Source organism: Leptotrichia sp. oral taxon 847 (assembly GCF_001553645.1).
GTDB lineage: Bacteria > Fusobacteriota > Fusobacteriia > Fusobacteriales > Leptotrichiaceae > Leptotrichia.
This window is the reverse complement of record NZ_CP014231.1, coordinates 314,787-335,738: the sequence shown is the minus strand read 5'-3', so window position 1 is coordinate 335,738 and position 20,952 is coordinate 314,787. Positions and strand designations below refer to the sequence as shown.

At 31.8% G+C, this 20,952-nt stretch carries 13 protein-coding genes; 7 read left to right on the top strand and 6 right to left on the bottom strand.

Translation table 11 applies throughout. The features are described 5' to 3' along the window. Positions 1 to 3 precede the first annotated feature (3 nt). From disA to AXF11_RS01435, 5 genes are all read left to right on the top strand, one after another. A complete protein-coding gene (disA, locus tag AXF11_RS01455; RefSeq protein WP_231724728.1) occupies positions 4 to 1,074 on the top strand; it encodes a DNA integrity scanning diadenylate cyclase DisA in 1,071 nt (356 codons plus the stop codon). A 26-nt stretch (positions 1,075 to 1,100) separates the two neighbouring features. Then, a complete protein-coding gene (locus AXF11_RS01450) occupies positions 1,101 to 2,027 on the top strand; it encodes a DUF1385 domain-containing protein (protein ID WP_068154230.1) in 927 nt (308 codons plus the stop codon). 126 nt (positions 2,028 to 2,153) lie between these two features. After that, complete coding sequence (locus AXF11_RS01445; protein WP_068154228.1) at positions 2,154 to 3,506, top strand: M18 family aminopeptidase; 1,353 nt, start codon at positions 2,154 to 2,156, stop codon at positions 3,504 to 3,506. A 69-nt stretch (positions 3,507 to 3,575) separates the two neighbouring features. Beyond that, a complete protein-coding gene (locus tag AXF11_RS01440; protein WP_231724727.1) occupies positions 3,576 to 3,983 on the top strand; it encodes a hypothetical protein in 408 nt (135 codons plus the stop codon). Between the two features lie 621 nt (positions 3,984 to 4,604). After that, a complete protein-coding gene (locus AXF11_RS01435) occupies positions 4,605 to 11,450 on the top strand; it encodes an autotransporter-associated N-terminal domain-containing protein (RefSeq protein WP_068154226.1) in 6,846 nt (2,281 codons plus the stop codon). 253 nt (positions 11,451 to 11,703) lie between these two features. Here AXF11_RS01435 and AXF11_RS01430 read toward each other — a convergent pair whose 3' ends face one another. Then, on the bottom strand, positions 11,704 to 13,686 hold the full coding sequence (locus AXF11_RS01430; protein WP_068154224.1) for an elongation factor G: 1,983 nt from the start codon (positions 13,684 to 13,686) through the stop codon (positions 11,704 to 11,706). Positions 13,687 to 13,982: 296 nt separating this feature from the next. On the opposite strand from AXF11_RS01430, the gene AXF11_RS01425 reads away from it, so the two are divergent. Next, entirely contained in the window at positions 13,983 to 14,945 is a 963-nt protein-coding gene (locus tag AXF11_RS01425; protein WP_068154218.1) for a Gfo/Idh/MocA family protein, read from the top strand. Positions 14,946 to 15,154: 209 nt separating this feature from the next. Then, positions 15,155 to 15,925: a metallophosphoesterase gene (locus AXF11_RS01420; protein WP_082729358.1), complete on the top strand. Its 771-nt coding sequence runs from the start codon at positions 15,155 to 15,157 to the stop codon at positions 15,923 to 15,925. Positions 15,926 to 16,119: 194 nt separating this feature from the next. On the opposite strand, the gene AXF11_RS01415 is transcribed toward AXF11_RS01420, so the two are convergent. From AXF11_RS01415 to rph, 5 genes are all read right to left on the bottom strand, one after another. Then, positions 16,120 to 17,406: an OmpP1/FadL family transporter gene (locus AXF11_RS01415; RefSeq protein ID WP_068154211.1), complete on the bottom strand. Its 1,287-nt coding sequence runs from the start codon at positions 17,404 to 17,406 to the stop codon at positions 16,120 to 16,122. A 258-nt stretch (positions 17,407 to 17,664) separates the two neighbouring features. Then, positions 17,665 to 18,369, bottom strand: coding sequence for a radical SAM protein (locus AXF11_RS01410; protein ID WP_068154210.1), 705 nt, complete (start codon positions 18,367 to 18,369; stop codon positions 17,665 to 17,667). A 94-nt stretch (positions 18,370 to 18,463) separates the two neighbouring features. Next, positions 18,464 to 19,186 carry a queuosine precursor transporter gene (locus AXF11_RS01405; protein ID WP_068154204.1) on the bottom strand — a complete coding sequence of 241 codons (723 nt, stop codon included), beginning with the start codon at positions 19,184 to 19,186 and terminating at the stop codon, positions 18,464 to 18,466. A 188-nt stretch (positions 19,187 to 19,374) separates the two neighbouring features. After that, on the bottom strand, positions 19,375 to 19,980 hold the full coding sequence (locus tag AXF11_RS01400; RefSeq protein WP_068158122.1) for a tetratricopeptide repeat protein: 606 nt from the start codon (positions 19,978 to 19,980) through the stop codon (positions 19,375 to 19,377). Positions 19,981 to 20,236: 256 nt separating this feature from the next. After that, positions 20,237 to 20,950, bottom strand: a complete 714-nt coding sequence (gene rph / locus AXF11_RS01390; RefSeq protein WP_068154202.1) for a ribonuclease PH — start codon at positions 20,948 to 20,950, stop codon at positions 20,237 to 20,239. Positions 20,951 to 20,952: the final 2 nt, after the last annotated feature.

The following is a 20,952-nucleotide window of genomic DNA, read 5'->3' as shown; positions in this document are numbered from 1 at the left end:
ATAATGAAAAAACCAACAAACAGAAAAAAAATATTAGAATATATATTTGAAATTATATCACCGGGTTCAAAGTTAAGGGAAGCCGTCGGTAGAATTCAAGAAGCAAAACTTGGAGCTTTAATTGTTTTAGGAAATCCTGAAGAGTTGAAAGATGTTATGGGTGGTGGATTTGAATTAAATGCCGAATATTCTCCACAAAGAGTCTATGAACTTTCCAAAATGGACGGTGCAATAATTTTATCTGAAGATATAGAGACAATTTATGGAGCAAATATTCAATTGCAGCCAAATTATAACATAGAAACTGATGAAAGTGGCACACGGCATCAGGCAGCACATAGAATAGCGCAGCAAAAAGGCAATTTAGTAATAACAGTTTCTGAGAGAAGAAATAAAATAACGGTGTATTTGGGAAAATTCAGATATTTGTTAAATGACATAGGTAGCCTTCTTACAAAAGCTTCTCAAGCGATAACGGCACTTGAAAAATATTCTATAAATATTGAAAAAATACGCACTAATTTATCTATTCTGGAATATGATAATACAGTTATGTTATTTGATGTGATTGAATGTTTTAGAACGTATGGACTTTTTTTTAGAATGTCTGAAGAGCTAAAAGAATACATGTCTGAACTCGGAACAGAAGGCAGACTTATAAAGATTCAATATGAAGAAATTATGCTAAATAAAAATGAAGGTTTTGAAGCACTGATAAAGGATTATCAAAAAGATTGCACAAAAATTGAAAAAATCTTAAATAAAGTAAAGGATTTGACAAAAGAAGATTTACTGGATGATGAAAAAATTTTAAATTTATTAGGTTATGACATTAATGCCACCAATTTAGATGAAAAAATTGAACCGAGAGGGTATGGATTACTTAATAATATTTCAAAAATTACTAAAAAGGATAAGGAAACTTTAGTAAAGGAGTTTTCGGGAGTGCAGTCCATTTTGGCGGCTTCTGTTCAAAAGGTGACAGAATTAAAAGGGATAAGCAAATTTAAGGCGCTTCACATTAGTAAAGCTCTGAAAAGGATAAAAAATAAAACTGCCTTGGACAGAGAATAAAATTAATTTAAGAAAGTGAGAAATGAATGAAACAAAAAGAGAATAGAGTTACAGTAGGTGGACAAGCCGTTGTGGAAGGTGTCATGATGAGAGGGCCTAAAGCAATTGCAACAGCGGTAAGAAAACAAGATGGAAGTATTGTCTACAAAAAGAGAGTTTTAACAGAAAATAGCAATAAATGGATAAAAGTTCCGTTTATAAGAGGGATTATTTCTCTTTATGACGCAATGTTTATCGGGACAAGCGAGCTTATATTCGCATCAAATCAAGCCGGACTTGAAGAAGAGGAATTAAGCGATAAACAGATTGGATTTACAATTTTAACTTCAGTTTTAGTAAGTATCGCAATATTTATGTGGCTGCCGTCAGCAGTTGGAGGATTTTTATTTCCTTCAAATATTGTAATGCAAAATTTAACAGAGGCAATTATAAAATTAATGCTATTTTTGGGATATATTTTTGGAATTTCGTTTTTAAAAGATATAAAAAGAGTGTTTGAATATCACGGAGCAGAGCATAAAAGTATAATGAACTATGAATTACACAAAGAATTGACACCAAAAAATGCAAAAGTTTGCACAAGATTTCATCCGAGATGCGGAACAAGCTTTTTACTTCTTGTGATGATTGTAAGTATAATAGTTTTTTCACTGGTGGATTTTATTTTGCCAATGCCAAAAGGAAATCAGTTATTTATGGTGCTTTATAAATTGGTCACAAGAGTGCTTTTTGTGCCATTTGTTGCGGGAATATCGTATGAGTTCCAAAGATGGTCAAGCTTTCATTTAGATAATATCTTTGCAAAAATGATAGCGATTCCAGGAATGTGGCTACAAAAAATTACAACTAGGGAGCCAGATGAAAGCCAATTGGAAGTAGCAATTGTCGCAATAAAGGTATCACTTGGAGAAGAAGTGGACAATGCGACTGAAGTATTTGTAAATAAAAAATAAAAAGTCAGGAATATTTAAATTCCTGTTTTTTTTTGAGATAAAATTATTTAAAATTTTTAGGAATTTTAAAATTTTGGGGTATAATATAAGTATGAGAGAATATTTATTTGTTAGGAGGGCTTGCAGGTGATACATAATACTAAAGAATTACTTAATATTCAAAAAAAATTTTTGGATATGGAAGTAAAAAGTTTTGGAAGAGAACTCGTTGAGTTTATTGGCGATGGCGTGAGCACATTTCACGTTGTGAAAAATTGTTCTGATATTTTGGAAGAAAATAAATTTTTAAGACTTATGCCTAGCGAAAAATGGAAATTGAAAAAAGGAGGAAAATATTTTTTTAAAAAGTCAAGTTCCACAATAGTAGCGTTTACTGTGGGGAAAAATGTCGATATAAAAAAAGGATTTAAAATATTTGCGGCACATACGGATTCGCCGTGTTTTAGAATTAAGCCAAATCCAGCGATGATAACGGAAAATATTGTAAGATTGAATACAGAAGTTTACGGAGGACCGATTTTAAACACTTGGTTTGATAGACCGCTGTCTATTGCAGGAAGGATTATTGTAAAAGGGGAAAACATATTTTCGCCAAAAACTGTGAAAGTGAAAATAGATAAGCCTATTATGACAATACCAAATTTGGCAATTCATCAAAATAGAAAAGTTAATGATGGAGTAAGGATAGACAGACAAAATGATGTTTTACCAGTGATTTCACTTATAAATGAAAAATTTGAAAAAAAAGATTTTCTTACAAATTTGATTTTGGAAAATACCGATGTGAAAAAAGAAGATATACTTGATTTTGACTTATATGTCTACTGCTATGAAAAAGGATGCCTTCTGGGAGCAGATGAAGAGATGATTTCCTCGCCAAAACTTGATAATTTGGCTTCAGTCTACACTGGTTTATTGGGACTTTTTGAGGCCGATAAAAATAAAGATAAAATTAACGTCTTTATCGCCTTTGACAATGAAGAAATAGGAAGTGCAACAAAACAGGGAGCGGATTCCAATTATTTACTAAATACGCTGGAGAGAATTAGTTTGACACTGGGACTTGATAGGATTGAATTTTTACAAATGATTGAAAATTCTTTTATGCTCTCAGCTGATGCGGCACACGCTGCACATCCTGCACATACTTTAAAGACAGACCCGACAAATCGTGGGAAAATGAACGAAGGGTTATCGATAAAAATAAGTGCAAAACAAAAGTATACTTCGGATGCTTATTCAGTTTCCGTAATAAAACAGATAATAAAGGGAACTGATATAAAAATCCAGCCTTTTGTAAATGAATCAAATGAACTTGGCGGTTCGACAATAGGTCCGATTTCTGCAACTCATCTGGGAATAGATTCTGTAGATGTAGGAATTCCTATGCTTGCAATGCACTCAGCAAGAGAACTGTGCGGAGTTTATGATGTTTTTTTTCTAAAAGAATTGGCGAAAGAATTTTTTTCAAAAGGATAAAAAATAAATTTTAAGAATAAAAAATTAAATAAAATTATTTTTATAAAAATCACGAATAAAAGTTAGGAGTTGATTGATACGATATTTTTGGATAAAGTGTTAGTTTATGTCGCACATAATATGGACAAACCTCGAGATTTTATTGAAAATGATTTGGAATTTATCATAAAGCAAAGCATTTTACATTATTTTGTAAACGACAGAAACGTGGATTTAAAAGACCTTTCTGACTTTACGGTAACGTTGGTTATAGATTTTTGTGATGATAAAATAAATAATAAAACAAAATTAGTTGTGGAAGAATATATGTTTGAAATAAGCTATCGTGGGGAAGTGGCACTAAGAACGCTAAAATTGGGAAATAACTACGAACATTATGCAAGGCAAGACGTATTGGAACTTGAAAAAGAAATAGATTTATTCTTAAACGGGATTGGAATTCCAAAAGATGAACAAAATATTAGACAAAAAAATTAGAGAAATTAAAAAAATTTTTTTAAGATTGAATAAAAACAGTGAAATTTGTTGTAGCTTTCACTGTTTTTTTGATAAGAATTTGTTTTTATAGTTTTTTTATATAAGGTTGTTAGAAACTATAAGAGAAATTTATTATAAAAAAGTTTAAAATTTTTACAAAAAATATTGACAATCTTATTTTATTGGGTATAATAATAATGAAAAAAAATTAATATAAAATATTATAATAATTTTAATATATAAAGACTAAGAAACAGATTAATAAAGAAAGAATCAAAATTTAAAAAAATTTTTAAAAGTGTATGCTATTTTGTAAATAGAAAAATTTTTAATAAAAAATAAAAAAATCATTTGTAAAAGTCCAGTGATTTAGATAAATTTTGAAATTCTTCTTTAAAAAATAAATAAAAAATCATATTTTTTTAAAAATTTCTTAGAAAAAATACTTGTTTTTTTTTTTTTTTTTGGTATAATTATAGTGTATAATAAAAAGTTTTTTTGAGGAAATAAAAAATTTCACTCATCACTCACTTAAAAAAATTATTCTTGAAACTTTTTTATTTTCAAAAAAATTCTTTGAAATATAATATATATAAAAATAGTTTTGAAAGGAAAAAGATCATGGGAAGCAATAATTTAAGACAGTTAAAAAAAGATTTAAAAGCTTTTGCCAAAAGAGTAAAAGACTTTAAATACACAGATTCAGCATTAATTACGTTTCTTTTGACAGGAATTGTAACGCTAGGAGTTTCAAACGTGACATTTTCTGACGAAGACGCGATAGCTACTCAAACTAGACAGATAAACAGTTCAATAAAAGACATGAGGTTGCAATTCAAAAAAGCAAGAAATGAAAATGATAAATTGCTTAGAGATACAAACTTAGAACTTATTCAGTTGATGGAACAGGGAGATCACGTTGTAAAATCACCTTGGAGCAGCTGGCAATACGGTATGAATTATTTTAACAACAATTGGAATGGAACATATAAGGGAAGAGGAGATAAGAAAGAAAAATATCCTTACGAAGGAAGATTTGAGAGAAGTACAAACTCATTTGAAAGATATACATCGCCTTTAAGTAGCCATTACGGAGATTTATCTTTGGGATCAAACAGACGTTCAGCCTCATCAAATTTAAGAAGTGGAATTCCTTCATCATATGGAATAGCAAGTAACGACCCAGCACAAGAACCAATTGTGGAAATGAACGTAGAAGCGTCAATTAGACCTAGAAAAGTAGACATAGATATTCCAGATTTGGGAATAAGAGCGCCTCAACTACAAGCGTTGACAGTAAATGGAACAGAACCACCAGCAATAACAGTGCCCGAACCAGATACACCTGCAAAGCAAGTACATATTGTTGAGCCAAATGCGAGCCCATTTACAGGATTTTTCTTTGATGGTGCCAAGCAATCGATACCAGATTTGGGGGGGTCTTCAGATTCAACGCAGCATACTAATGGAAAAACAATATACGCAGGAATAAATGCTAATTCGTGGAGCAATAATAATACCAATCCTGCATATGCAAATGTTACTGGATATATAGACGGAGGTGTAGTACATAATTCTACAAAAAACGATTCTAGCGAAGATGTAGGACGTACAACTAATATTTTATATAGAGCAGGAAATGAAGGAATGGATGATGATGCTCATTATAATAAGGCTTTGACTTTAGATAGCTTGAATGTATATGTTAGAGGTCATTATAATGGTACAGGAAGTGACCAGGTGGTAAAACCTGGTAGTAAAACTGACATAGCAGATTCTGGTAGAGGTCGGGAAGGAGGAGCCGATCCTAGCACAGGTTCTGTTCAAGGAACTATAGGAATTCATACTTTATTAGATGTAAATGTAAACAACACAAATGCATATTTATATGGAAGAGCAGGATTCCTTACTTCGGAAACATGGCGTAACGGAGTTGTACAAATGACAAACACCAAAGTAGATGTTTACAATGATCAAAATTCAGTTTATTATATTATGCCTTCAGCTTTTGGAACAATTATATCACATTTGTCACACTATCATTATATGGGAGCACTTAAAGGTAAAACTGATATTAATTTACGTGGAGCAGGAAATAATGCTTATTTAACAACTGGTATTTCAGGTGCAAGACATATAGAAAATACAGGTACAATAAATTCTTATGGAGCTTCTAATATAGTTTATTCGGGTATAAGCTATGTGCCAAATTGGGAAAATACAAAGTTTAGTGCTTCACATGGTGCGACACGTTATGTAAGACCAGAATTTAAGGATAAAAATAATACTGACAGTAATGTGATGCAGTCGTATATTAATCTTGGTACTCAAGGGGAAGTAAATTTATACGGAGATGAAAATGTAGGATTATTCTTTGGAGATAAAATGGGTGGTGTAGATCCTAAATCTTGGGAAATAGCACATAGAGTTGCTGAGGCTGGTTATGAAAGAAGGGCTTCGTATATAGGAATATATCAAGGAGAAATTGATTTTAGTGCAAAAATTGGAGATGGATTAGGTGGAGGAGCAACACAAACTGCTGAAGGAAACTTAACTGGTAAAGATGTAAATTGGGTAGAAGGTGGAGTAGGTATATTTTCACAGTCAGGACAAAGAGAAGGGATAAAACCTACTAGAGATTTGGGAGTTCCAATAGGAGCTTCATCTGGAAGTACTGATTATTCTGGGTTAGGGACTCTTGATAATGATAAAATTCATGCACTTGATGTTGGAAAAGTTGATATACGATTTGGAAAAAATTCTAAAGATGGATTTATGTTTATATCTAAAAGAGGAACAGTTATGAATGTAGCTGAAGATATAACACGTACTTATGGTGGACGTTCTACAAGTATCACAGATGGTATAGATGGTGGTGACGGATCAAATACATCAGAAACTAATGCTTCTACAGGAACTGTTATTGCATATTCTGAAGGAACTTGGAATCAAGCTACTCATAAATTGGGATCATTAGCTGGATCGCCATTGCCACCAAGTTCTATTGTAGACGATAGTAATGTGCCATTACAAGGTAAGTCTTCTGAAATTAATATATTTGCACCAGTTATACTTGCTTCCAAAGGAGGAATCGCCTATATGGGCGACAATAAAGGTATTGTAAATACTGGAACTTTAGCAAAGCCTGTAAAAACAACAGCAGTAAACCATAAATCAATAATAGGATTTGCAAGAAATGAAGGGACTGTTAATATCTACGGAGATATTGAAGCAGTAGATAAAAATGCAACTTCAAATAAATTTGAAAATATCGTGGGATTGGCAACACTGGACACAAAAGCATTGAGCAGTGCAACAACAGGGGGAACTGTTAATATAAAAAAAGGAAGCATTAAAGTAAGTGGTATTGCAGGATTTGCTTCTGGAGCTGGTTCTGTTGTAAATATTGACAATGGTACAGGTAATAAAATCCAGACTGGTAAAAATGGTGGATTGGTTGCAACAGATGGAGGAAAAGTTAATTTTAGTGGTGGAACTATTTATCATGAAAATAAAGCAACATCAAGCGATGTGGTAGCAAGCGGAACTGATACTGTGGACCACTCTAAATCTACACCATTTTATGCGGATAAATCTTCTGTAATAGATTTTACAGGAACTACTACAATAAATATGTCTGATGGTATTTTAATGACTGGTGAAGATACAGATTATACTGCAGCTACAGGAGGAACAGCTACTAAATATAACGGAATGAGTAATGTAACTGTAAAACTTACCGGAGATAACGTGATATTGCGTACTTATAAAGGAGTTACTACTAACTGGACAGGCGGAACTACAGGTTCAGATGCTATAAAAAATGATATGAAGCTTGCCGCATTGAATACAAATAATAAAAAATATAAAATATATTACATAGATGGTAAATTTAATCTTAACAACAATCAAAATTTAGATGACCCAACAGATGAATTTAATACAAAAGTAGGACTTTCAAATGAACAGTTTACCATAGCAAATGGTGTAACTGTAAGTTCTGCGACTGGAAAAGGATTATCAATGGCTTCTCATGATGGTGTTTCAAATAATACAACTACAGGATACACAAATAACGGAACAATTAATATAACAGGAGGTACGCCTTCAAATACAACAGCATTGTCTACAAGTTTTGGATATGTTGATAATAAAGGAACTATTAATGTAGATAACGGAATTGGAGCGTATGGAATAAATGGAAGCAGCCTTACAAATAACAGCGCTATAAATATTACTTCAAGTGGAGTAGGTATGGCAGGATTTGCCTCAGCTTCCACATTAAAAACTTATGGAACTGACAATCTGATAACAAGTGGAAGTTTGGGAAGTAATAAGGTTTTAGAATTAACTAATAATGGTACAATAACAGTTGCAGGAAATGGTTCAATTGGATTGTATGGAAATACAAATGATGTTGCAGGGAAAGGGTCAGTTTCATTTTCAAATGGAGTTATTACAAATAATGGTAAAATTGTTATGACCGGAGACAGTGGCGTTGGAATAGTATCCGAAGGAAAAGGAAACACGATTAATCTAGGAGGAACAGGAAGTTCAGACATTGCAGTAGGAACCAACGGAATTGGAGTTTATGCAAGCGGAACAAAAAGTGTCGTAAACTTTACTTCAGATACAGGAATAGAAGTAAAAGACAAAGGTGTAGGAATTTCTGTTTCAAACGGTTCAATTGTAAATCCTAATGGAAAAACTTTTGAAATAAAATACACAGGTTCTGCAAATGGTTCTGGAGCTGGTATTTTCTATGACAATACAGCAACAAATACAACTAATATAAACATTGTAAATAACGGTAGCGACAGAGGTGTTGTTGGACTTTATACAACAGGTGGAACCCTAACAAATGCAGCAACAATAACAGATAAAAGTGGAAAAGCTTATGGAATCTATTCTGAAGGTGCAGACGTGGTAAATAACGGAACACTAAATATTGGAAACAAAGGTAAAGGAATACTTAGTACAGGTGGAAACGTTAGACTAACAAGTAGTTCTGTAATTAATCTGGGAGAAGATGAAGCGATTGGGGTATACACAAAAGGAACAGGAAACAACGTAACAGCGGATGCAGGTTCTACAATGGCAATTGGTAACGGTTCATATGGATTCATCAATGAAGGAACAGGAAACACAATAACAAGTAATATGACTTCACAGACAGTTGGAGATAATACAGTCTTTGTATTCTCAAGAGATACATCAGGAACAGTGATAAACAATACACCGTTAACTTCGACTGGTTCACTAAACTATGGACTTTATTCAGCAGGAAATGTAGTAAATAATGCAGATATTAACTACAGTTCAGGAATAGGAAACGTAGGAATTTACAGTATAAATGGTGGAAATGCGGTAAATAATCCAGGTGTTTCAATAACAGTAGGAGCTTCAAATTCTGATCCGACAGCTAACCAGTATGCAATAGGAATGGCGGCAGGATATATAGGAGATGCGACAACACCGGCTTATACAGGAAACATAGAAAACAAGGGAACAATTAATGTAGTAGGACCATACAGTATAGGAATGTACGGAGTAAACAAAGGAACAAAGGTAGTAAACAGTGGAACAATTAACTTGAATGCAAGCAACACAACAGGAATGTACCTTGACAATGGAGCAGAAGGAATAAATAACGGAATAATCAAGTCAAATGGAACAGGACTAAAGAAAGTAGTTGGAGTGGTAGTTAAAGCTGGTTCGACAATAGAAAATAACGGAACAATTGATATTAACGCCGATGAAGCGGTAGGATTACTTTCAAAAGGAAATGCGGCAGGAAATAATCCAGGAATAATCAAGAACTACGGAACATTGACTATAAGAGGGGCAGGATCAGTAAATACTCAGCTTCCGCAGCCAGGACATGAAATATCAAAAGATATGGGTGGAATAAAAATTCACGCACCATCAGGTTCATCAACAGCGACAATAACAGTAAACGGAGTTCCAGTAGTGCCTGAACTAGCGACAACGACAGCAGAAGAATACAAGCCTATGGAAGTTTCAACAATAGGAATGTATATAGATACTTCAAACAAACGGTTTACAACACCAATAGTTGGACTAAGCAGCTTGAGCACATTAAAGAATGCCGACCTTATCATAGGTACTGAAGCAGCACGAAACACAACAAGCAAGTATATTCAGATAAGTCCACAGATATTAGCGCCATATAACCAGATGATTTTAAACAATCCACAGATAGGAAAATGGAACATTTATTCAGGTTCACTTACATGGATGTCAAGTGTGGCGCAAAATCAGACAGATGGAACAATACAGAACGCTTATCTGGCAAAAATACCGTATACAAAATGGGCAGGGACACAGGAAACACCGGTAAACAGTACAGATACATATAACTTCTTGGATGGACTGGAACAAAGATATGGAGTGGAAGCCTTAGGTACAAGAGAAAATCAATTATTCCAAAAATTAAATGGAATAGGAAATAACGAAGAAGTATTATTCTATCAGGCAACAGACGAAATGATGGGACATCAGTATGGAAACCTACAGCAAAGAATAAATGCGACAGGAAACTTGTTAGACAAGGAATTCAAATATTTGAAACACGACTGGAGAAATCCATCTAAACAGAACAACAAGATTAAGGTATTTGGTCAAAGGGACGAATACAATACTGACACAGCAGGAGTTATTGACTATACAAGCAATGCCTATGGAGTAGCTTACGTTCACGAAGACGAAACAGTTAAGATGGGTAATTCTCAGGGATGGTATGCAGGAGCAGTAACAAACAGATTTAAATTTAAAGATATAGGACATTCAAGAGAAAACCAGACACAGCTTAAAGCAGGAATCTTTAAGACAATGTCTCCGGCAACAGACCATAATGGATCACTACAATGGACAATTGGAGGAGATGTGTTCTTTGGAATTAACAATATGAAACGTAGATATCTAGTTGTAGACGACATATTCCAGGCGAAATCAGACTATAATTCATATGGAGCAGCGCTTAAGACAGATTTGGGATATGATATAAGATTGAGTGAAAGAACACACTTGCGACCATATGGAGCGTTGAAGATGGAATATGGAAGATTTAACAAGATAAAGGAAGATTCTGGAGAAATGAGACTGGAAGTAAAAGGAAACGACTACTTCTCAGTAAAACCTGAAGCAGGACTAGAGTTTAGATATATTCAACCAATGGCAGTGAGAACAAACCTAACAGTAGGACTTACAGCGGCATATGAAAATGAACTAGGAAAGATGGCAAGTAAGAACAACGAAGGAAGAGTAAGATACACAGATGCAGACTGGTTTGGAATAAGAGGAGACAAGGAAGATAGAAAAGGAAACGGTAAGTTTGACTTAAATATCGGAGTGGACAACACAAGATTTGGAGTAACAGTAAATGCAGGATACGACACTAAAGGTAAGAATGTAAGAAGTGGTGTAGGATTTAGATTGATTTACTAATTCAAATAAGTTTTTTACAGAAATGTAAAACAGCAAAAGAGGGTCTATCTCATAAAATAGATTGTCTCAAAAAAATCAGATATTTAAAATTAGACAAAAAAGTTAAATATCTAAAAAATAAAATCACAGTTATTAATTTAACTGTGATTTTTTAAGTTATAATTAATTAAAAGTGTCCAAAATTTTGTGTAAATGTACATATAAATCCAGTAATACAAGGGTTTTATAATTTATTTACGCAAAAAAGTTTTTACTATTTTTTTCGACTTTCGATTATTTTTTGTGCTAACTCAAAAGGGACTTCTTCGTATTTTGAAAGTTTCATTTCAAAATATCCTCTTCCTTTTGTCATTGCTTTTAAGTCATTGGCGTACTTAAATGTTTCAGCCATTGGAATTTCTGCTGTGATTTTTTGCTTTGTAGATTTGTGAGCGTCCATACCGGTAATTTTTCCACGCTTTTTATTAATATCTCCCATTATATCCCCAATACAGCTTTCAGGCACGAAGATTGTGAGTTCCATTATCGGTTCAAGTAAAACTGGTTTAGCATCCATCATTCCTTTTTTGAAGGCAATATTTGCCGCAATTTTAAAGGACATTTCTGAAGAATCGACGTCGTGATAAGAGCCGTCATACAAAACTGCTTTTATATTTGTAACGGGGTAATTTGCCAAAACTCCGCAAAGTAAAGCTTCTCTTAACCCCTTTTCCACAGCTGGAATATATGATTTTGGCACTCTTCCTCCAGTGATAGTTTCTTCAAATACAAAATGTTCATCGCAAGGTGAAAATTTGATAAGCACATCTCCATATTGTCCGTGTCCTCCCGATTGCTTTTTATATTTTCCCTGAACATCTGAATTTCCTTTAATTGTTTCACGATATGGCACTTTTAAGTCAACGGTTTTAATGTCCACTCCAAACTTTGATTTTAACTTTTCAATTAATGTGATGGAATGCAGCTCCCCTTGTACTCCCAAAATAGTCTGTTTTGTTTCCATATCTCTTTTCCAGGAAAAAGACGGATCTTCTTCCATAAGTTTATTAAGTCCAGTTGACATCTTCTCATCGTCATTTTTATTTAACGGTTCTACCGCAACCAAAAGTTGAGGTTTAGGAAAAGTAATATTCTTTCTTGGAGTTTCTTTTTTATCTGTTGAAAGCGTGTCTGAAGTTTGAGTGTATTCAAGTTTTGTCAATAAAACAATATCTCCACAGACTCCTTTTTTTAGAAAGTCCATTTTTCCAGCTACAATCGTTCCAAGTTTTCCAATCTTTTCATCTTTTTTCTTGTTCACATTATAAATTTCTGAATCTGGCTTTAGTTCTCCAGATAAAATTTTTGCATACGAAACCTTTCCTAAAAATGAATCAATCACTGTTTTAAATATTTGACAGGTAGTTTCGGATTTTTTACCGTCAACTTTAGGATTGTCCATTGGCTCTGGCAAATAATCTCTTATTACATCAAACGTTGTGTGAAGTCCGATGTTTTTTGTAGTTGAACCGCAGATAACGGGAATTAAGCTACAATCTAACACTCCTTTTCTAAGTCCAGCATGAATTTCATTTGTGGTAAATTCTTCTCCATTAAAATATTTTTCCATCAATTCTTCACTTGTTTCAGCAACCGCTTCCAAAAGCATTTCACGAATTGGTAAAATTTTATCGTCCATATCAGTTGGCATCTCAGCGTTGACACATTCAGAACCGTTATATTCACGAGCAAACATATCAACAACATTTATATGTCCCTTAAAATTGGAAGCAACTCCCCAAGGCACGTGAAATGGTGCAATTCTTTTACCATATTTTTTTCTCAACTGAGTGAGAATTTTTTCATAGTCAGCTTTTTCGCTGTCTATTTTATTGACAAAGATAAAACGGGGGATATTTCGGCTATCTGTAAGCTCAAGAGCAGTTTCGGTTCCGACAGATAAGTTATCTGTTCCATCAACCGTAATAATTGCTCCATCACAAGCTGCAAGTCCCGATTCCAATTCTCCAAAAAAATCAACATATCCAGGTATGTCAAAAAAATTAAATTTAAAAGACTGGTATTCAATTGCATGTAAAGTAAGGGAGCTGCTTATTTTAGCATTATCATTTAAACTTGGAATTCTATTCGTAAGTTTTGCTGTAAATTCAAGAGCGGAAGTCATATTACTCTTTCCTGCTCCGCTTTCTCCCAATAAAGCGACATTTCTAATACTGCTGCCATCATATATTCTCATAATTTTCTCCTCTCAATTAACAATTTTTTGCTAATTAAATAAATAAAAATTCAAATCTCTATACTAAATTTTAACTTGAAATATGAAAAAAACAAGAGAGAAATTTAAAAATTTTATATATTTTTATAATTTTTAATTCTTTTATCAGTAAAATAAAATTATATAAGGGTATACTATTAATGAATTAAATGGGGTGCAGTGGTATGGCGATAAGCTAATCTTAAAAGTAAGATAAAGAGAAAATTTTATAGAAAAATTAATTATAATAAAAAATACAGAAAGTGAGTGAGGAAAATATGAAAATAGGAATAGTGGGAGCAGGAAATATTGTGCCAGATTTTTTGGAAGCGTCTAAAAATATACCGGATTTTGAAATAGTGAGCATTTGTGCCACTGAAAATGGGCTTGAAAGAATGAAAAATCTTTCCCAGAAATACGGGATAAAAAAAATTTATACAAATTATGACAGTTTTTTAAATGATGAAATAGATGTCGTATATATTGCTATTCCAAATAATCTACACTATGAATTTGCAAAAAAAGCGATGGAAAAAAAGAAAAATGTCATTTTGGAAAAACCTTTTACGTCGACATATGAAGAAGCAAAAGAGCTTGTAAAATTTGCAAAAGAAAACAAAATAATGTTGTTTGAAGCCATTTCTAATCAATATTTGCCAAATTATAGAAAAACTAGGGAACTGATTTCGGAATTGGGCGATATAAAAATTGTACAGTTAAATTATTCACAATATTCCAGCAGATACGACAGATTTAAAAAGGGTGATATTGCTCCGGCGTTTGATCCAAAAAAATCTGGTGGAGCATTAATGGATTTAAATGTTTATAATATTTACTATGCAGTAGGACTATTCGGAAAACCTGAGAAAGTATTTTACACGGCAAATATTGAAAGAAATATCGACACTTCAGGAGTTTTAATTTTAGATTACAAAAAATTCAAATGCGTAGCAGTTGGAGCAAAGGACTGTACAGCACCACTTTCAATGAACATTCAAGGGGATAAGGGGTATATAAATAGCACAGATGCTGCAAATGTTTACGATAAATTTGTTTTTGTAAGAAACGGTGAAAATAGCAAAGAATATGAGTTAAATGCTGGACAGCATAGACTTTACTACGAACTTTTAGAATTTTCAAATTTGTATAAGAATAAAGATTATAACAAATTTTTTGAATATAATGAAAAAACTCTGATTGTAATGGAAATTTTGGAAGAAGCAAGAAAGCAAATAATGTAAATAATTAATAAAAAATTTGTTTAGAGCAAAAAAAGAAAAAATATGACTTTTGAAGAACTTGAAAATTTAATGGAAAATGAGGTTTTTGTAAAAATATAACAATTTGTTCTAATTTTTGTTTTGAAATTTTAAAATGTGATGTAAAAAATTATTAATACAAAAATTGACAAAATATAGGAAAGATATGACGGTAAAAACGAGAATAAATTATGTCAGAATGGTTGTTTGAATTGAGGAAGATGATAAAAATGAAATTGAATATAAAAAGAATTAGAGAATCTGATTATCAAAGAATTTTTGTTTTGACGGATATTCACGGAAGATTTGATCTATTTAAAAAGATGATAAGAAAAATCAAATTAAAAAAGAAAGATTTGCTATTGATTCTTGGAGATAGTTGCGATAGAGGGGAATTTTCTTTTGAGTTATATAATTGGTATAAAAAGATGATTCAGAAAGGTTACAATATCATTCATTTAATGGGAAATCACGAAAATATGCTTTTCAAATCAAAAAATGATGAAACTTATCGTTTAAATTGGGTATATAATGGCGGGAGTAAGACAATAAGATCATTTTTTAAACATCAAAATAAAGTAAAAACAATTAATGAATATTGGAAAAATGATAAATTTTATGAAGAAGAATGGCTATTTAATTTTATTGAGAAAATGCCACACATTGTTGAAAGTGAAAATTATTTATTTGTTCATGCGGGAATTGATTTTTCCAAAAACTTAGAAAATCAGGAAATTAAATATTTATTGTGGACTCGGGATGACTGGTACAAGAAAAATAATACAGCAAAAACCGTCTATTACGGACATACACCACAAGAAGATATAACTGTTGAGAATAATTGTATAAATCTGGATGCTGGGTGTTTTTTTACTAATGTTTTAAGATGTGTTGAGTTGAAGGAAAAGAAATTATATGTTTTGGAGAAAAATAAGGTTAAAATTGAAGAATTTTGGGATTGAAGATTTTAACAGAAAAATTAAAAAAAAGAGAGTTTCCAGAATTTTGCGTAAACTCAAAATATAATATGTGGTGCAGGATGGTATTTTTATCATCCTGTTTTTAAATTCTTCCTCCAAAATAAATATTCAAAATAGGGAGCATAAATTTCACTCCCTTAAAACAATATTTTCTCATTTTTTCAAAAATTCAAACTTTAAAAGTTATAAGTATACCCCAAAGAAAAGACACTTACTTTTTTATCATATTTAACTTTCGATTTATCCAATTTTATTCCATGAGTTATTTCTGTTTCTCCATTTTCTGAATTATATTTTACATGTCCAAAACCGAATTTCCATTCGTGATTTTCTGTCGGCTTGAATGTCAATCCTGTCGTGTAAATTTGTGCATTTATGGCATATTCTGTATCGTTGTATGATTGTTTTGGAGCACCTGTGTGAGAATAATTGTATCCTGCGTGCCAAGTCCATTTTGGCGAAAATCTGTAGTCAACTCCAAAATTTATTTCATGACCATCTCTATAACTTACTCCGTCTATATTTGCCGCTTTATTGAAATAATGAATATATCCGCTAGAAACAGTCCAGTCATTAATATCTTTGGAAACTCCCAATGACAATACTCCTGGCAGATCTCTTCTTGAATTTACACCATTTGCATATTTAGGGTAAAAATCTGACAATCCAATTTTTTTTCCAGCTAATGTCATATTTGTACTTTCAACCGCTTTTGTCTTGAATTTCAATTTTACAGGTGTTTCATATTTTACAGCAAAATTCAATGTATCAGTCGCTTTATAATCTAAACTTAATACTGCTCCAACACCATCTGCTTTCCTTCTGGAGTCTAAATACAAGTCATTTCCTGTCAATCCAACTCTTGCACCGACAAATGGATTGTACCCGAAAGAAGCGTGTCCATTTAATTTTCTCAAAGCGTGAACATATTTTATTCCTCCGCCAATCGAGAATTTATCTGTTATTTTGTGTGCTCCACCAAGCATCAATTGATAATATCTATTTTGTCCGCTAAATTGATTTTTAGTAACTTTAGCTCTCAATAGTCCTCGTGTCATATTATCAAATGTTTCTGCCGCCAAATCTATTCCAGCGACTCCTTCATCATATTTCAACGTGGCTCCTCCTGCAATAACACTTGCATTTGCAAAAATTGAAGTCCTTTCTTTTTTTTGTAAATAATTAAATGACGGTGCTCCGGCATATCTGTTTGAAGCCAATTTTTTTCTATTCAATGTCATTGATTCCTGGATTATAGAATTTTGCATATTTGCATTTATATATTTTCCATCTTCTAAAAATACTGTTCCTGCTGGATTGTAAAAAATTCCTTCCACTGTTATTTGACCAGTTTGCGATGGATTTTGAAAGTATGAAGCTGAATTATTTGAAAGATAGTCCATACTTACTGCTTTTAATGCCAAAGCACTTAAGAGTGCTATTAATATTATTTTTAATCTCATTTTTTCCTTTAAGCTCCTTTAATTTTTTCTAATTTTTCATTTATATAAGTTTGTTATTAAAAAAATCGTTAAGTATTTCAAGATAGTAAATAAAACAGATTTTAAATTGTAACTTATATGTTTGTCGGATTAATATAACATATGTTATATTAATTGTCAAGACAAATTATTTGGTAATCAAATTTTTTTGAAAAAGTTTTTCAAATAAAAAAGTTACAACAAAATAATTTTATTATTTTATCATAACTTTATATATTTTTATTGCACATAAACTCCAAAATCTTTATTATCAATTAAAATTTCAATATTTTTTTTATTTTTATATTTCGGATAGATTTCTTTTAAAAACCAAGAAACTAATTCTTCATCTCGTTCGATTTGAGTACCGTTATTTACGAACACACTTACAACTAGCTCTTTGAAATGCTTTATTCCCTGCTCAATATCATTTAAGATTTGCTTTTTTGTCTGTCCTTTTGTACAAATCATTAATAGACACATCTGATATTCTGTTTTCAATTTTTCTAAAACTTTTTCATTCAAGATAAAATTTTTCTTCAGAACTTTTGTTCTGTAATGATTATCGAATGTTTCTAATCCAAACGCAAATCTCACTTCCTGCTCAGAAAAATACTTCCTAATCTCGTTCAATCTGTTTAAATAACCAAAATAAGCCTCAAAGTAAAGTATTTTTATATTTTTTTTCTTACAAATTTCCTTTATCTTTTCCATCGTTAATTTATTCAGCTCAAATACTGAGCCAGAATTTATTACTTCCAAAACCCCATATTTTCCAGTAACTTTGTTCAAAGCTTCAAAATTTACTTTCGTCATTTCCTTTTCATTATTCGTATTATCCAAGATGTAATTACAAAAAGCACATTTTCCATACGTACAGCTAAATCCTTTTAATAACACGATTTCACGAGGATTTTTTTCTTTTATTACACTATATCTTTCCATTTTCCATTTATGTTCCTTTTTATTTTTTAAATAATTTATCTTTTCTATGCTAACAATAATTTGTAAAGAATTTATTAATTATATAAATTCAATATTAATCACTTATTTTACCTTGTTTTTTCCATAAAGTCGCAATATACACAAAAGGTGTGTCAAGCAGTGAAATTACGATTTTTAATAAATATGTTGAAAATATGATTCCGATTACTGTTTTTAGAGGATATTTTCCTGTAAATGCTAAAAACGAAAATACAATATTGTCTAAAATTTGACTTATCATTGTACTCGCATTGTTTCTAATCCAAATATCTCTATAAGATGGTCTAAATTTTCTAATAAATTGATAAGACCATATATCAAATGACTGAGAAACTGCAAATCCGCACACACTTGAAATCGCAAGTCTTGGCATAAATCCAAATACTGCTGATAAAGCACCTTGCATCTTATCATCAGGTGAAACATTTATTTTTAGTACAATTTGCATTATAAACGTTGTAAATAACATTGCAGCAAAACCTAGCGAAACCACTTTTCTTGAGTAATGTTTTCCTTCATTTTCCGTCAAAATATCAGACGCAAGATAAATTCCTCCAAATGCGATATTTCCCATTGTGATGCCATCAAAACCAAACAAGGTCATCAATTTTCCAACTTGAATATTAGCTAAAACTATTGACAGCGGCACAACTGACAACAGTCCTCCTTTTCCCCAAAATCTGTAAGCAAGTACAACTGCCGTAAAATTTAAAATTAAATATGAAAGCCACAACAATTCATTTACTCCGAATCGAAGCTGACTAAAAAAATTAAACATTTATTTCCTCCTAAAAAAAATTTACAAATAAAAAAACACATATCCTTTTGAAAATATGTGTTTACAAAAGGTTTTTTTTAACGATGGATTTTCCCAAACATCGAATATTATTTTATCAAAAATTTTGAAAAAAATCAAGGAAGTAGAAATTTAAAATATTTTAAAATATTTTAAAATTAAGTAATCTGTTATTTTTTTGTAATTTTATTTTTGTTTTCTTTCAATATTTTTAGATTTTTTTTGGCGTGTTCATCGCCTAAAACTGAGGCTTTTAAAAACCAATTTTCAGCTTTTTTATAGTTTCCTTCGTTGGCGCATATCATTCCTAAGTGGTTCATTGCATTTGTATCACCACCCCAAGCCATTTGAGAATATATTTTTTTCTCTTTTTGTGTCTGGTTAGTTTCATTATAAAATATTAAAAGATTATTTTTGGCATTTTCACAATTTTTTTCCACAGCTTTTAAATAAAATTTTTCAGCTTCTTCGAATTTTTTATTATCTTGAAGTAAAACGGCAAGATTGGTTAAAGCATTGAAATCATTGTGTTTTATCGCAATTAAATAATATTTTTTGGCATTTTCGTAATCTTTTTCTCCAGCATAGAGATAGCCTAAATTATTGGCATAAGAAAAATCATTTTTTTCAATTGCACGTAAATACCATTTTTTAGCATTTTCATTGTCTTTACTATTTTGGAAGATTAAACCCATTTCATTCATTGCCTCTGTATCGCCATTTCTTATTCTTTCCATATATTTTTGAAATAATTTAGTATTTTCGTTAAATTCCATTTTTTCCCCTTTCATAAAATTTTTTAACAATATTTAGCAAGAAGTCTCCTTCTTCTATAAGTGGGAGATGAATTGCAGAATATAGCTTGAAATAACAGCTCTTATATGGTATAATACTCATAGTCAGGGCAGGGACTGCCCGAAGAGCTTGGTAAATATATTTGGCTAGCAAAAACAAATACTTCCCAAGAAGCTCCCTCTTCTACAAGTGGGAGTAGTTCACAACTATACCCACTTAAAGAAGTGGGTATAAATTTTATAAAGTAAATAATTTATTAAATGCGTTTTTGGATAATTCAATGAATTTTAGGAGTTCATCTTGAGTAAAAGTGGCTTCTTCACCAGTTCCTTGAATTTCCACAAATTCACCTTTATCAGTCATGATAATGTTCATATCGACATCCGCTGCGGAATCTTCGTCATAGTCCAAATCTAAAATTAACTCATTTCGAACTTTTCCCACACTTATTGCGGCAACTTTTGATTTTATTGGAATTTCTTTTAATTTATTTTCATCAATTAATTTTTCAATTGCAAGCTCCACAGCTAGATAAGCTCCTGTAATTGAAGCAGTTCTTGTACCGCCATCAGCTTGAATGACATCGCAGTCGACCATAATTGTTCTGTCTCCCAGTTTTTCAAGGTCAATTACAGCTCTTAAAGATCTTCCGATAAGTCTTTGGATTTCCATTGTCCTTCCTGAAACTTTTCCTTTTATTGATTCCCTTTGGACACGGGTGTTTGTTGCACGGGGAAGCATACTGTATTCAGCGGTAATCCAGCCTGAGTGAATCCCTTTGGAAGAATTATCCATTTTTAGCCATCTCGGGATTTTTTCTTCAATCGTCGCATTACAGATAACTTTTGTATTTCCAAATTCAATTAAGACCGAACCTTCAGGGTGGATAATGTAATTTTTTGTAACTTTAACTTCCCGCATCTCATCATTTTTTCTATTATTATTTCTCAATT